Here is a 14,156-nt window from a genome sequence, read left to right on the forward strand (position 1 = left end):
ATCCGGCGGCCTTTCCTGTCAGAAATCCTCTGCCGCTGCCATCAGCCCGGCCAGCTTTTTCGGCGCGACCGCCAGCCAGCTCTTGCGCAGCCATTCGGCGATCGCATCCCAGTCCGTGTCGCCAAGGTCGAGCCGGATACCGATCCAGCCGTCGCCGAAATAGGCGGGGCGGTAATAGCGGTCGCCGTCCATTTCGATCAGCGCTGCCTGTTCGTCGGCACCGCTGATCTTGACCAGCAAGGCGATCTTGCCGTCGCCATGATGGTCTTCAGTGAAATAGGCGAATTTCTTGCCCTTCACGATCCCGAAGCAGGGCATCCCATGCGACAGCACTTCATCGCTTTCGGGCAGCGCCAGCGCCAGCTCGCGCACGCGGGCGCGCAGATAATCGGGCGAGCGTTCGCGCGTGACAAAGGCGGCGAGCGCCGCGGGGTAAAGCTGGTGCTCGGCAAAGCGCACGCGCGCCGCCAGTGTTTCGGGCGTGTCGCCGGGCACGATCGCAACGGGGGTTTGCGCGAGCACCGGGCCGTCGTCGAGCGCGGGGGTCACGACATGCACGCTGCATCCGCCGAACGCATCGCCCGCGTCGATGGCTTGCCGGTGCGTGTTCAGCCCCTTGTATTTGGGAAGCAGGCTGGGATGGATGTTCAGCATCCGCCCCGCCCAGCGTTCGACGAAAGCGTCCGACAATATGCGCATATAGCCCGCGAGCGCGACATATTCGGCGTCCGCGGCGCGCAATTGTTCATCGACCAGCGCGTCGAAAGCGTCGCGCGTCAACCCCTTGTGCGAATGCGCCCAGGTCGCAATCCCCTCCGCCTCGGCGATTTTCAGCCCCGGTGCGCCAGGGTCGTTGCTCGCGACGAGCACCAGTTCATAGGGACAGGTTTCGGCTTTCGCGGCGTAAAGCAGCGCGGCCATATTGGTCCCGGCGCCCGAAATCAGGACGGCAACCCTGGCTTTGGTCACGGCGTTACCCCCTGATCCGTTCGTGCTGAGCCTGTCGAAGCACTTTTCTTCGCTTTCACCCTCAAAAGGAAGGACGGCCCTTTGGCAGGCTCAGGGCCAACGGCTTTGGAAAATCACCCGCGATGCGTTGCGCTCCACGCCGCGCCCGCGCTCCAGGTTTCGGCGCTGCCGAAAACGGTGCATCCTTTTTCGCCCTCGGCGATATGCCCTATGCGGTGGACCGTCTCGCCCGCCGCTTCAAGCGCCGCCGTCACCTCGGCAACATCGGCATCGGCGACGACAACCGCCATGCCGATGCCGCAGTTGAAGGTGCGCGCCATTTCCTCCGGTTCGATATTGCCCTGCGCCTGCAAAAAGGCCATCAACCGCGGCTGCTCCCACGCATCGGCATTGACGTGCGCGTGCAGCGATCCGGGCAACACACGGGGGATATTTTCCAGTAACCCGCCGCCGGTGATATGCGCGAGCGCGTGAACCTTGCCGGTCTTCACGAGCGGGAGCAGGCTCTTCACATAGATGCGCGTCGGCGCCATCAGCGCGTCGATCAGCAGGATATTGTGGTCGAACAGCGCCGGGCGATTTAGCTTCCAGCCCTTGTCGGCGGCCAGCCGCCGCACAAGTGAAAAGCCGTTCGAGTGGACACCCGACGAGGCGAGGCCAAGGATCACGTCGCCCGCCGCGACCTTGTCGGCGGTGAGCACCTGGTCGCGCTCGACCGCACCGACGCAAAAGCCCGCAAGGTCATAGTCGCCGTCCGAATACATGCCCGGCATTTCCGCGGTCTCGCCGCCGATCAGCGCGCATCCCGCCTGCCTGCACCCTTCGGCGATGCTTGCGACCACCGCGGTCGCTTGCGTCTTGTCAAGCTTGCCTGTCGCATAATAATCGAGGAAAAACAGAGGCTCGGCGCCCTGCACGATCAGGTCGTTCGCGCACATCGCGACCAGGTCGATACCAACGCCGTCGTGGCGATCCGATTCGATCGCAAGCTTGAGCTTCGTTCCGACGCCATCGTTCGCCGCGACGAGCAGCGGGTCGTTGAACCCCGCGGCCTTCAGGTCGAAGAAACCGCCAAAGCCGCCGAGGTCGGCGTCGGCCCCAGGCCGCCGCGTCGCGCGGGCCAGCGGGGCGATGGCGCGGACCAGCGCGTTGCCGGTCGCGATCGACACGCCGGCGTCGGCATAGGTGTAGGCGGCGGGTTTGTTCTGCTTGGAATCCATGGCCCGCGCGACTAACGCTTCCGGCCGACAAATGCCATGATTTCCTTGTCGGGGCCCGCGCTTTTGGGCAGAGCATAGAGAAGATATGATTTCGGCCGCTTTCCCCCGCTTCGCTCCGCGCCTTTCCCTGGGCATTCGGCAAGGCCGCGACTGGCGCTGGGCCGCGCTGATCGGCCTGTTTTTCGCGATTTTGCTTGCGGGAATCGTCGATGGGCAGATCACGCGCGGCAACCGGGGCATCACGCCAATCAATTCGAGCGGCGATTTTCTGGCGAGCGGCATCCGCGTCGACGTCACCGGCGACAATGCCGACGACGCGCGGACCAAGGGCTGGCGCGAAGCGCAGCGGCGGGGCTGGGCCCAGCTCTATCGCCGCCTCAACGGCACCGAAGGTCCGGCGCTCAGCGATTCGGTGCTCGACGGCATCGTCACCGCGATCATCGTCGAGGACGAGCAGATCGGCCCGCGCCGCTATGTCGCCCGGCTCGGCGTCCAGTTCGACCGCGTGCGCGCGGGGCAGATTCTGGGCGTCAGCGGTCGCACGCTGCGCTCGCCGCCGCTGCTCGTCATCCCCGTCTATTCGGTCGACGGCATCCAGCAGGTGTTCGAGCAGCGCAGCGCCTGGCAACGCGCCTGGGCCGAATATAATACGGGGCAAAGCGCGATCGACTATATCCGCACGGCGGGGACGGGCGCCGACACCTTGCTGCTCAATCCGGGGCAGATCGGCCGCCGCGGCCGCGTGTGGTGGCGCGTGATCCTTGACCAATATGGCGCCGCCGACGTGCTGATTCCCATTGCGCGCGTCGAATATGCCTGGCCCGGCGGCCCGATCCGCGGCCATTTCACCGCGCGTTTCGGCCCCGACAACAAATATATCGCCAGCTTCTCGATGACCGGACCCAGCCCCGCGGCGCTGCCCGACATGATGGAAAAGGCGGTCGCACGAATGGACCGCATCTATACCGAGGCGCTGGAATCCGGCGTGCTGCGCACCGACACCTATCTCGTGCTCGAAAAGACGATCGAACGCGAGGACCTGCCCGAAGATGCGAGCGCCGACGACGCGGACGCGCTGCCCGCCGAAACCGACAGCAGCCTGCCCGCAACGCCGCCCGCCGGGGTGCAGAGCTTCACCGTCCAATATAGCTCGCCCGACGTCGAATCGGTCGCCGCCACGGAGCGTGCGGTCGCCGCCGCGGCGGGAGTCCAGTCGGCGTCGACGACCAGTCTCGCGCTTGGCGGGACGTCGGTGATGCGCGTGACCTTCCGTGGCGACCTGGCGGCGCTGCGCGCGGCGCTGGCGGCGCGCGGCTTCACCGTTCAGGAAGGCGGCGGCCAGCTCCGGATCAGCCGCTGATGGCCGCGCGCGCGCCCTCCGGCCAGATCGCGCTGCCGCTCGATTGGAGCGCGGGCGGCGCGAATGACGGCCCGCTCGTCATCGGCACCAGCAATGCCGACGCGGTGCGTTATCTTCGCCATGTCGCGACCTGGCCCGTGCGCACCGCCGTGCTCACCGGGCCGCGCGGTTCGGGCCGCAGCCTGATGGGGCGGCTGTTCGCACGCGACACCGGCGGCCGCGTGATCGACGGCCAGGCCAGCGTCAGCGAGGAAGATCTGTTCCACGCCTGGAACGCCGCCCAGGCAAGCGGGTCGCCGCTGCTGATCATCGCCGACGCGCCGCCTGCCGAATGGGATGTCGCGTTGCCCGACCTGCGCTCGCGCCTTGCCGCGGTGCCGGTGCTGGTCATCGGCGAGCCCGACGACTGCCTGGCGCGCGACCTGATCGAAGCGCTCTTCGCACAGCGCGGCGTTGCGCTTGCGCCCGGCGTCGCCTCCTATATCGTGCCGCGGATGGAGCGCAGCTATGCCACGATCCACCGCGTCGTCGCGGCGCTCGACGCCGCGTCGCTCGAACAGGGGCGGCGACTGGGCGTTCGTCTCGCGCGTGAAACATTGCTGTCACAAGGGCTGATCGACCCCGATCTCCTGGAGCGGGATTCGCGCTCCGCAAAGGCAGGATGACAACCCATGTCGATGACCGGCCAGCCGCTCCGCGCCGACAACGATCCCGTGGCCGCCGCGCCGCCACCCTGTTTCGGTCCCGAACGCTTCTTCAATCGTGAACTGTCGTGGCTCGCCTTCAATCGCCGGGTGATGGAGGAGGCGCGCAATCCCGCGCATCCGCTGCTTGAACGTCTGCGTTTCCTGTCGATTTCGGGCAGCAATCTCGACGAGTTTTTCATGGTCCGCGTCGCGGGGCTGAAGGGGCAGCAGCTGCAGGGGATCGACGATCCGTCCGCCGACGGGCGTTCGCCGGGACAGCAACTCGCCGAGATCGAGGCCGAGGTGAACCGCCTCGTCGACCAGCAGCAGAGCGAATGGCAGCGCCTGCACCGCCAGCTCGCGGACCAGGGCATCGTCGTCCACGGCGCGGGGTCGGACAAGGAGGCGCTGCGCGCCAGTCTGCGCCAGTATTTCATCGACCAGATTTTCCCGATTCTGACGCCGCAGGTGCTCGATCCGGCGCACCCCTTTCCTTTCATCCCCAATCGCGGTCTGGGGGTGATTTTCGACCTTCAGCGCCGCGCCAGCGGCGACACCGTTCTCGAACTGGTGATGATCCCCGCATCGCTGCCGCGCTTTGTCCCGGTGCCTGGCGAGGCGAGCGGTTTCGTTCCGATCGAATATCTGATCGAACTGTTCGGCGACCTCTTGTTTCCCGGCTTCACGATCCGTTCGTTGGGCGTGTTCCGCATCATCCGCGACAGCGACATCGAACTGGAGGAAGAGGCGGAGGATCTTGTCCGCCTGTTCCGCACCGCGATCCGCCGCCGCCGCCGAGGCCGCGTGATCCTGATGGAGCTGGAAGCCGACATGCCGGCAGAGATTGCCGCGGTGCTGGGCGCCGACATTCAGGGACACGAGGCGATCGTCGCCAAGATCGGCGGCTTCATCGGCCTGGCTGCGCTTTCCGCGCTCGTCGACGTCGACCGCCCCGACCTCAAGTTCCCCGCCTATTCGCCCCGCTTTCCCGAACGCATCCGCGAGCACGGCGGCGACTGTTTCGCGGCGATCCGGTCGAAGGACATCGTCGTCCATCACCCCTATGAAAGTTTCGACGTCGTCCTGTCCTTTCTGCGTCAGGCCGCCGCCGACCCCGACGTGGTCGCGATCAAGCAGACGCTCTATCGCGCCGGCAATCAGTCGCCGGTGATCCGCGCGCTGATCGAGGCGGCCGAGGCGGGCAAGTCGGTGACCGCGGTGGTCGAACTCAAGGCGCGCTTTGACGAGGAACAGAATCTCCTGTGGGCGAACCAGCTTGAACGCGCCGGGGTGCAGGTCGTCTACGGCTTCATCGAGTGGAAGACGCACGCCAAGATTTCGATGGTCGTGCGGCGCGAGGGGCAGGGGTATCGCACCTATTGCCACTTCGGCACCGGAAATTACCATCCCGTGACCGCGCGCATCTACACCGATTTGAGCTTCTTTACTGCCGACCCGCGCGCGGGCCGCGACGCGGCGCAGCTCTTCAACTACATCACCGGCTATGTCGAGCCCGAACGGCTCGAGCTCATCACCATGTCGCCGCTCAACATGCGCCAGCACCTCAGCGAGCTGATCGACGCAGAGATCGTCGCGGCCAGGGCGGGACGGCCGTCGGGCGTGTGGGCCAAGATGAACAGCATCGTCGACCCCGACATTATCGACAAGCTCTATGAGGCGAGCGCGGCGGGCGTGCCGATCGAACTGATCGTGCGCGGCATCTGTTGCCTGCGCCCCGGCGTTCCCGGCTTGTCCGACAATATCCGCGTCAAGTCGGTCGTCGGGCGTTTCCTCGAACACAGCCGCGTCTGGGCCTTTGCCAATGGTGCGGCGTTGCCGAGCCGCGCGGCGCGGCTTTACATCTCCAGCGCCGACTGGATGCCGCGCAATTTCGACCGCCGCGTCGAATATATGATCCCGATCGAAAATCCGACCGTTCACGACCAGATTCTCGACCAGGTGCTCGTCGCCAATCTGATCGACAATGAACAAAGCTGGATATTGCAGGCGGACGGCACATCGGCGCGGCTGACGCCGGGCGACAAGCCGTTCAACCTGCATCATTATTTTATGAACAACCCGTCGCTGTCGGGCCGCGGCACCGCGCTGCACCAGCGTCAGGACGTGCCGACGCTCGCTTACGATCTTCGCAAAGATTGAGACGAAACGGCTTGGCCCTGCTCCGCACCTCGAAACCGGCGGTCCATCGTTCGGCGGTCATCGACATCGGGTCCAACTCGGTCCGCCTCGTCGTTTATGAAGGGCCGGCGCGCGCGCCGGCGGTGATTTTCAACGAAAAGGTTGCTGCGGGGCTTGGCCGGGGCCTTGCGATCGACGGCCGCATCGCGGCGGCCGATGCGGAACGCGGACTCACCGCGCTGCGCCGCTATGCGCTGCTCGCGCGGCATATGGAGGTAAAGGATCTGGTCTGCGTCGCCACGGCCGCGGTGCGCGATGCCGAAAATGGCCCCGATTTCATCGCCGCCGCCGCGCAAGCGGGGCTCAAGATCCGCCTGCTGTCGGGCGAGGAAGAAGCCGAAGCGGCGGGTTATGGCGTGCTGTCGGCGATCCCCGAAGCGCATGGCATCGCCGTCGACCTTGGCGGCGGCAGCCTTGAACTTGCTGAAGTTGCGCATGGCGAGGTCGGGCGCCGCGCTTCCTTTCCGCTCGGCGTGCTGCGCCTGCCCGCGCTGCGCCGCGACGGGCAGCAGGCGTTCGAGCGCGCGGTGCGCAAGATGCTGCGCGCCGCGGGCTGGCCGGGGGGTATGGCCGGACTGCCGCTCTATCTCGTCGGCGGATCGTGGCGTGCGCTGTCGCGCCTCGACCTCGAACTCACCAATGATCCGCTCGCGGTGCTCGACCAGCACAGCTTTCCGCGCACCGCGCTCCGCCGCCTGGTGCGCGCGACGCGGCGGCTGAGTTTCGAGGAATTGCGCGCGATCCCCGGCATGGCGTCGAACCGCGCGGCGACGCTTCCCGACGCCGCCGCGCTGCTCGCGGCGCTCGTCAGCATCATCGACGTGCCCGAAATGACCGTCTCCTCTTCGGGGCTGCGCGAAGGGCTGCTTTATCAGGCGCTCGACCCCGATACGCGCGCGCAGGATCCGCTGATCGTCGCGGCTGAGTTCGAGGGGCGGCGCCTTGCGCGCTTTGCGCCGCACGGGCGCGCGATCGCCGAATGGATCGCGCCGCTCTTTTTCGGTGAAGCTCCCGCCGACAGTCGCATTCGCCTCGCCGCCAGCCTGCTCAGCGACGTCGCCTGGTCGGCCAATCCCGATTTCCGCGCCGAACGCGGGATGGAGATCGGGCTGCACGGCAACTGGCGCGGCATCGACATTCCGGGGCGCATCCTGCTGGCGCGCGCGCTCCACGCGGGCTTTGGCGGCGCCGACGGCGATTTTCCCGCGATGGGCACGCTGGTCGGCGCCGATCGGCTGGCGCGGGCGCGGCAATGGGGGTTGGCGATCCGGCTCGCGCAACGACTGACGGGCGGGATCGAGGCGCCGCTGAAGGCAAGCCGCATCGCGCTTGACGCCGGGCGGCTCATCCTCGGCTTGCAAAAAGGCTGGCACCACCTTGCGGGCGAATCGGTCGACCGCCGCCTGCGCTCGCTCGCGCAGGCGATGGGGGCCAGGCCCGAACTGGTGCTGCTATAGAGCGTCGCGCCAAGGCGGCAACGCTTCAGCTCGGCTCGTGTCCCGACGTTGCTCGATACAAACGGATCGGGGGATATGGTCGCTATTCTTGAGCGATCAATCCGCCGCCGACGACGCGTCGATCTCGCTCATCACCAGCTTGCCGTTCTTGACCGCAAAGCCCATGCGCCCTTCGACCAGGTCGAGCGCGGCGTGACCAAAGACGTCGTAACGCCAGCCCTTCATCATCGCGATGCCCTCGCGCGAACCTGCGGCCAGCGCTTCCAGGTCGTCGGTCCGCGCGATCAGCCGCGCCGCGACATTCAGCTCGCGCGCGCGGATTTTCAGAAGCAGCTTGAGCAGGTCGGCGACGAGCACGCCTTCCTTGCCCAGGCCCGGCCCGCGCGGCGCGCGATCGGGCATGTCGTCCTTGCCGAGCGGCCTGGCGTTCGTCAGCGCATCCATCAGCCGCGCGCCGATGTCGTTGCTTTTCCACGTCGCCGACAGCCCGCGGACACGGCCCAGCCCGTCCTGGTCCTTCGGCGGGTGCGCGGCAAGGTCGGCGAGCGTTTCGTCCTTGACGATGCGGCCGCGCGGCAGATTCTTGTTTCGTGCCTCGCGCTCGCGCCACGCGGCGAGCGCGCGCAGGCGGCCGAGCACGTCGGGCTTGCGCGACGGAATCTTGATCCGCTGCCACGCCTGTTCGGGATCGACGCTGTAATTGGCGGGATCGGCCAGCTTTTCCATTTCTTCGTCCAGCCAATGCCCGCGGCCGGTCTTGATGAGCTTGTCGAGCATCATCGGGAATATCCTGGCCAGATGCGTCACATCGCCGATCGCATAATCGATCTGCCGCTTGTCGAGCGGGCGGCGGCTCCAGTCGGTAAAGCGCGCGCCCTTGTCGAGCTGGACGCCCAGCCACGCTTCGACGAGGTTCGAATAGCCGACCTGTTCGGCCTGACCGAGCGCCATCTGGCCGATCTGCGTGTCGAAAATCGGGTGTGGCGTCTTGCCTGTCAGGTTAAAGATGATTTCGACATCCTGCCCGCCCGCGTGAAAGACCTTCAGCATATCCTCATTGTCGACGATCAGGTCGAGCAGGGGGGCAAGGTCGATGTCCGGCGCCATCGGGTCGATGGCCGCGGCATGGTCGGCGTTCGCGACCTGGATCAGGCAGAGTTCCGGCCAGAAAGTGTTTTCGCGCATGAACTCGGTATCGACCGCGATGAAATCGCTGTTCCCGATCAGGTCGCAGAACTGGACAAGCGCGGCATTGGTATCGATCAACGGATGGACTTGCATAGCGCGCCTATACAGCGAGTTGGAACCAACGGGCAGGAAAAATTGCGTGGCGGACGACCGCCGCTCGACGAAGAATGGGGATCGGGACACTGAAGGGCGGCGGCGGGCCTGCCGGGCAACGCGTTGCGTCGGCAGAGGCGGAGGCGTCGGCAAAGGGAAGCAGGGCCGATGACGGCCCGCGCCGCCACGCGGACTATGCCGCGCCGACGATGAGGCAACTTGACAAATCGCTCGCCGACCTGCCTTAGGCACGGCGGTAAATCAGTCGAAACCTGATGTCCCTTCATCTTCGAAAGACCATGAAATGCACGCCTATCGCACCCATCATTGCGGCCAGCTTCGCGCCGAACATGTCGGCCAGACTGTTCGCCTGTCGGGCTGGGTGCATCGCAAGCGCGACCATGGCGGGCTGCTCTTCGTCGACCTGCGCGACCATTATGGCCTGACCCAGATCGTCGTGGATTCGAGCGATGCCGCTTTCGCGACGCTCGACGGCCTCCGCGCGGAAAGCGTCGTGACGATCACTGGCCAGGTCGTCGCGCGGTCGGCGGAAACGGTGAACGTCAATCTGCCGACCGGCGCGATCGAGGTTCGCGCGCGCGACGTGGTGGTGCAGTCGGCGGCCGCCGAACTGCCGATGCCAGTCGCGGGCGAACAGGATTATCCCGAGGACATCCGCCTCAAATACCGCTTTCTCGATCTGCGCCGCGAACGGCTGCACGCGAACATCATGCTGCGCTCGAACGTGATCGCGTCGCTTCGCCGCCGCATGGTCGCGCAGGGCTTCACCGAATATCAGACGCCGATCCTCACCGCTTCGTCGCCGGAGGGCGCGCGCGACTATCTGGTGCCGAGCCGCGTCCACCCCGGCAAATTCTATGCGCTGCCGCAGGCGCCGCAGATGTTCAAGCAGCTGCTGATGGTCGCGGGTTTCGACCGCTATTTCCAGATTGCGCCCTGCTTTCGCGACGAAGACGCGCGCGCCGACCGTTCGCCCGGCGAGTTCTACCAGCTCGATTTCGAGATGAGTTTCGTCACCCAGGACGACGTCTTCAACGCGATCGAGCCGGTGCTGGCCGGGGTGTTCGAGGAGTTTGCGAACGGGAAGTCGGTCACACCGGCGGGGTCGTTTCCGCGCATCCCCTACCGCGAATCGATGCTCAAATATGGCAATGACAAGCCCGATCTTCGCAATCCGCTGATCATCAGCGACGTTTCGGCGCATTTCGCGGGTTCGGGTTTTGGCCGTTTCGCCGACATCGTCGCGGCGGGCGATGTCGTGCGCGCGATCCCGGCGCCGGGGACGGCGGACAAGAGCCGCAAATTCTTTGACGACATGAACAGCTGGGCGCAGGGCGAAGGCTTTGCGGGGCTGGGCTATGCAACGCGCAAGGGCGGCGAATGGGGCGGCCCGATCGCCAAGAATCACGGGCCAGAAAAGATGGACGCGCTGGCCGCCGAACTGGGGCTCGGCCCCGACGACGGCCTGTTCTTTGCCGCGGGCAAGGAAGCGCAGGCGGCAAGGCTCGCGGGCCTTGCGCGCACGCGCGTCGCCGAACAGCTCGACCTCATCGACGCGAACCGTTTCGAGATGTGCTGGATCGTCGATTTCCCGATGTTCGAGCGCGACGAGGAAACGGGCAAGATCGACTTCAGCCACAACCCCTTCTCGATGCCGCAGGGCGAGCTTGAGGCGTTGGAAACGCAAGACCCGCTGGACATTCTGGCGTGGCAATATGACATCGTGTGCAACGGCGTCGAGCTGTCGTCGGGCGCGATCCGCAACCATCGTCCCGACATCATGTACAAGGCGTTCGAGATAGCGGGCTATAGCCAGGCCGAAGTCGACGCCAATTTCGCGGGCATGATCAACGCCTTCAAATATGGCGCGCCGCCGCACGGCGGGTCGGCGCCGGGGGTCGATCGCATCGTCATGCTGCTCGCCGACGAACCGAACATCCGCGAAGTCGTCGTCTTTCCGATGAACCAGAAGGCCGAAGACCTGATGATGGGCGCCCCGGCGCCGGTTTCGGAAAAACAGCTTCGTGAACTGCATATCCGGCTGGTCGACGGACCCAAGGGCTGAGGCTTCGTCCTTGTCCCAAACAGCGTTAACCTCTGTTCGTCATCCCGGCGAAGGCCGGAGTCTCGCCCTCGCATCCCGTCGCAATGTCGAGACCCCGGCCTTTGTCGGGATAGTGATTCAGGGGGTGGCATGATCGAGCCACGCGAACGCCGGCTGGACAGCTCGGCCGGGGAGATATGCTGGTTTGAATGGGGCGCACCGTCGGACCGGCCCTCGCTGCTGCTGTTGCACGCGACCGGATTTCACGCGCGTCTCTGGGATCAGGTCGTCGCGGCATTGCCGCATGGCACCCACGTCATCGCGCCCGACCAGCTGGGCCACGGGCGCAGCGCCAAGCCCGCGTCGCTGTCCGATTGGGCCGTCACCGCCGACGCGCTGTTGCCGCTGGTCGACCGGTTCGCCGCGGCGCGCCTGATCGGATGCGGCCACAGCATGGGCGGCTATGTGCTGACCCGGCTGGCGGCTGAGCGGCCCGATGCCTTTGCGCATATCTTTCTGATCGATCCGGTCATCATGCCCCCCGAACTTTATGTCGGTGCCGCCGATGCGCCGGTCCCCGATCCGGCCGACCACCCGGTAGCACGGCGACGGGCGCGCTGGGACGGGTGGGAGGTGATGAACGCCCATTTTGCCGCGCGTCCGCCCTATGCACACTGGCAGCCCCAGGCGCTTGCAGACTATTGTCGTTTCGGCCTGCTTCCTGCCGCGGATGGGCATGGATGGGATCTTGCCTGTCCGCCGATGCTTGAGGCGTCGGTCTATCAAAATGCGCTCCGCACCAACCCGCACGACTGGCTGGGCGCTGTCGGCGCGCCGGCAAGCGTGATCCGCGCCAGAAACGGCGCGCGCGCGGGCAACCTCGACTTTTCGGTCAGCCCGACCTGGCCAGCCCTGGGCACCGCACTGGCGGCGGTGCGCGACGAGCAATGGGGCGACCAGAGCCACTTCATCCCGATGGAAGCGCCGCAGCGGCTGGCCGATCTGATCGCCAGCGAACTCTGACCCCGGTCCTCCAGCGGTTTTGACAGCCGCCGATGGCTGCGATAGCTCGGCGGAAACTGGCTAATTGGGGGTGCGGTCATGATCGATGCGCGATGGACGCTGGGTGCCGCCTTGTTAAGCGTCGCGGTGCCCGCGCACGCCGAAACGCTGACGATCAACAGCGGTGATCCCGCCGCCGCCGATGTCACCGACCTGCTGAGCATATCGGTCGAGCGGTTCGATGGCGAGGATGGCGCGGCCTTTGCCCAAGCGCTCGAAGCCGAACTCGCCGCCGCGACATTTCACGGCAGCCGCTTTTACCGGGTCGTTGCACCCGAATCCGGGGCACCGACCGACGCGCTGGTCACCGGGACGATCCGCGCCAGCGTCGATGATGTCCCGGTGATCGAAAAGCGCCGCCGCTGCACCGAATATGACCCCGCCGACAAAAAGAAATGCATCAAGGAAATCGACGTCGATATCCGGTGCCGCCGCCGCACGGCGGTCGTTGCGACGACGGTGCGACTGGTTGCCATCGGCGACGGATCGATCCGTTACACCCGGCCGCTGAATGCGCGCGATCAGGTGACGCTTTGCCCCGACCGGAGCGCGCCGCAAAGTGTCGAGGATTATTTCGCCGCCACCTTCCGCAACCAGGTGCGGGCGATCCGCGACGATCTTGCGCCGCGCAGTTACTCGCTCGACGTCCGGGTCGACGAGAGCACGAAGGGGCTGAACAAGCCGGCGCAGGCTGCGTTCAAGGCGGCAGTGCGGCTGACCAAGACCGATCAGGCGGGCGCCTGCGCCGCCTGGAACGCGCTGACGCGCGATGTCGAGCCGACCGCGGCACTGGCGTTCAACCTGGGGCTTTGCAACGAGATGAAGGGCGATCTCGACGCGGCGGCGGACTGGTATGGCGATGCCCAGCGACAGGGTGCGCGCGGCGGCGCGGTTCCCGAAGCGCTGGCACGCCTCGATCGCCATCGGCGCGCGCTGGCCGCGTGGACCGCCCGCAAGGGCGCCATGGGCGCCGAATAGCCGCGGCGAACCCGCTGTGCCATAAAGCGACAGCCTGAGCGCTTGGTAGGACAGGGCGGAGTGCGCTAGACAAGGATATGACCATTTCGCTGTCCGACTATGAAACCGGCGCCAAATATGACGGCGACTATGCCGCGGAACTCGACGCGCTGACCGAGCGGCTCGAACGGATCCAGGCCGCGCACATCGTCCATGCGCAGCGCAGCGTCATCATGGTCGAGGGCTGGGATGCGGCGGGAAAGGGCGGGATCATCCGGCGGCTCACCGCCTCGCTCGATCCACGCTATTTCGAGGTTTGGCCGATCGGCGCGCCGACCGAGGAGGAAAAGGCGCGGCACTTCCTCTGGCGTTTCTGGAAACGCCTGCCCGGCAAGCGTGAAATCTCGATCTTCGACCGCAGCTGGTATGGCCGCGTGCTTGTCGAGCGCGTCGAGGGGTTCGCGACCGAGGCCGAGTGGCGCAAGGCCTATGACGAAATCAACGAGTTTGAGGCGCAATTGACCGGCAGCGCGACCCATCTCGTCAAGCTGTTCGTTCATGTGACGCAGGAGGAACAGGACAGGCGCTTCGCCGACCGGCTCGATCATCCGTGGAAGCGGTGGAAGACCGGGGCCGAAGATTATCGCAACCGGGCGAAGCGCGCCGACTATCTGGCGGCGATGGACGACATGTTCGCGCAGACGCACACGCGCTGGGCGCCGTGGAAAATCATCGACGGCAATAACAAAAAGGCGGCGCGCATCGCGGCGCTAACGCATATCGCCGAAACGCTGGAGGCGGCTGTGCCGATGACTCCTCCCGAACGCGACCCCGCGGTGGTGAAACTGGCCGCCAAGGCGTTCGGTTACAAGCCGAAGGACTAGGATTTTCGGCCTGTTT

The 14,156-nt window shown here is 66.1% G+C and carries 11 protein-coding genes; 8 read left to right on the forward strand and 3 right to left on the reverse strand.

Annotated features, from left to right (window positions below):
- Nucleotides 1–18 precede the first annotated feature (18 nt).
- Together purN and purM are read right to left on the reverse strand one after the other, a co-directional pair.
- Nucleotides 19–969: a phosphoribosylglycinamide formyltransferase gene (purN, locus tag HUW43_RS11000; protein ID WP_188237450.1), complete on the reverse strand. Its 951-nt coding sequence runs from the start codon at nucleotides 967–969 to the stop codon at nucleotides 19–21.
- Between the two features lie 113 nt (nucleotides 970–1,082).
- Nucleotides 1,083–2,189, reverse strand: coding sequence for a phosphoribosylformylglycinamidine cyclo-ligase (gene purM / locus HUW43_RS11005; protein WP_188237451.1), 1,107 nt, complete (start codon nucleotides 2,187–2,189; stop codon nucleotides 1,083–1,085).
- A gap of 85 nt (nucleotides 2,190–2,274) precedes the next feature.
- Between purM and HUW43_RS11010 the strand changes: the two genes are divergently transcribed.
- Genes HUW43_RS11010 through HUW43_RS11025 form a run of 4 tightly spaced genes read left to right on the forward strand, consistent with a single transcriptional unit; the run spans nucleotide 2,275 to nucleotide 7,891 of the window.
- Nucleotides 2,275–3,549, forward strand: a complete 1,275-nt coding sequence (locus HUW43_RS11010; protein ID WP_188237452.1) for a heavy-metal-associated domain-containing protein — start codon at nucleotides 2,275–2,277, stop codon at nucleotides 3,547–3,549.
- Entirely contained in the window at nucleotides 3,549–4,214 is a 666-nt protein-coding gene (locus HUW43_RS11015; protein ID WP_188237453.1) for an HdaA/DnaA family protein, read from the forward strand. The genes HUW43_RS11010 and HUW43_RS11015 overlap by 1 nt, the downstream gene beginning before the upstream one ends.
- A 6-nt stretch (nucleotides 4,215–4,220) precedes the next feature.
- Nucleotides 4,221–6,395: an RNA degradosome polyphosphate kinase gene (locus HUW43_RS11020; protein ID WP_223181476.1), complete on the forward strand. Its 2,175-nt coding sequence runs from the start codon at nucleotides 4,221–4,223 to the stop codon at nucleotides 6,393–6,395.
- Nucleotides 6,396–6,406: 11 nt separating this feature from the next.
- The gene (locus HUW43_RS11025) at nucleotides 6,407–7,891 is read left to right on the forward strand and encodes a Ppx/GppA family phosphatase (protein ID WP_223181477.1); all 1,485 of its coding nucleotides are present in this window, start codon (nucleotides 6,407–6,409) and stop codon (nucleotides 7,889–7,891) included.
- A 96-nt stretch (nucleotides 7,892–7,987) separates the two neighbouring features.
- Here the strand turns inward: HUW43_RS11025 and rnd are convergent, their stop codons facing one another.
- Complete coding sequence (gene rnd, locus HUW43_RS11030) at nucleotides 7,988–9,172, reverse strand: ribonuclease D (RefSeq protein ID WP_188237455.1); 1,185 nt, start codon at nucleotides 9,170–9,172, stop codon at nucleotides 7,988–7,990.
- Between the two features lie 304 nt (nucleotides 9,173–9,476).
- Here rnd and aspS point away from each other — a divergent pair, with 304 nt between their 5' ends.
- The 4 genes from aspS to HUW43_RS11055 all read left to right on the forward strand — a co-directional run bounded on the left by aspS (nucleotide 9,477) and on the right by HUW43_RS11055 (nucleotide 14,140).
- The gene (gene aspS, locus HUW43_RS11040) at nucleotides 9,477–11,258 is read left to right on the forward strand and encodes an aspartate--tRNA ligase (RefSeq protein ID WP_188237457.1); all 1,782 of its coding nucleotides are present in this window, start codon (nucleotides 9,477–9,479) and stop codon (nucleotides 11,256–11,258) included.
- A 129-nt stretch (nucleotides 11,259–11,387) separates the two neighbouring features.
- Nucleotides 11,388–12,260: an alpha/beta fold hydrolase gene (locus tag HUW43_RS11045; protein ID WP_188237458.1), complete on the forward strand. Its 873-nt coding sequence runs from the start codon at nucleotides 11,388–11,390 to the stop codon at nucleotides 12,258–12,260.
- 78 nt (nucleotides 12,261–12,338) lie between these two features.
- Nucleotides 12,339–13,277, forward strand: a complete 939-nt coding sequence (locus HUW43_RS11050) for a hypothetical protein (RefSeq protein ID WP_188237459.1) — start codon at nucleotides 12,339–12,341, stop codon at nucleotides 13,275–13,277.
- Between the two features lie 77 nt (nucleotides 13,278–13,354).
- A complete protein-coding gene (locus HUW43_RS11055) occupies nucleotides 13,355–14,140 on the forward strand; it encodes a polyphosphate kinase 2 family protein (protein WP_188237460.1) in 786 nt (261 codons plus the stop codon).
- Nucleotides 14,141–14,156 lie beyond the last annotated feature (16 nt).

Origin of the sequence: Sphingopyxis sp. LK2115, assembly GCF_014595975.1 — a bacterium.
Taxonomy (GTDB): Bacteria; Pseudomonadota; Alphaproteobacteria; order Sphingomonadales; family Sphingomonadaceae; genus Sphingopyxis.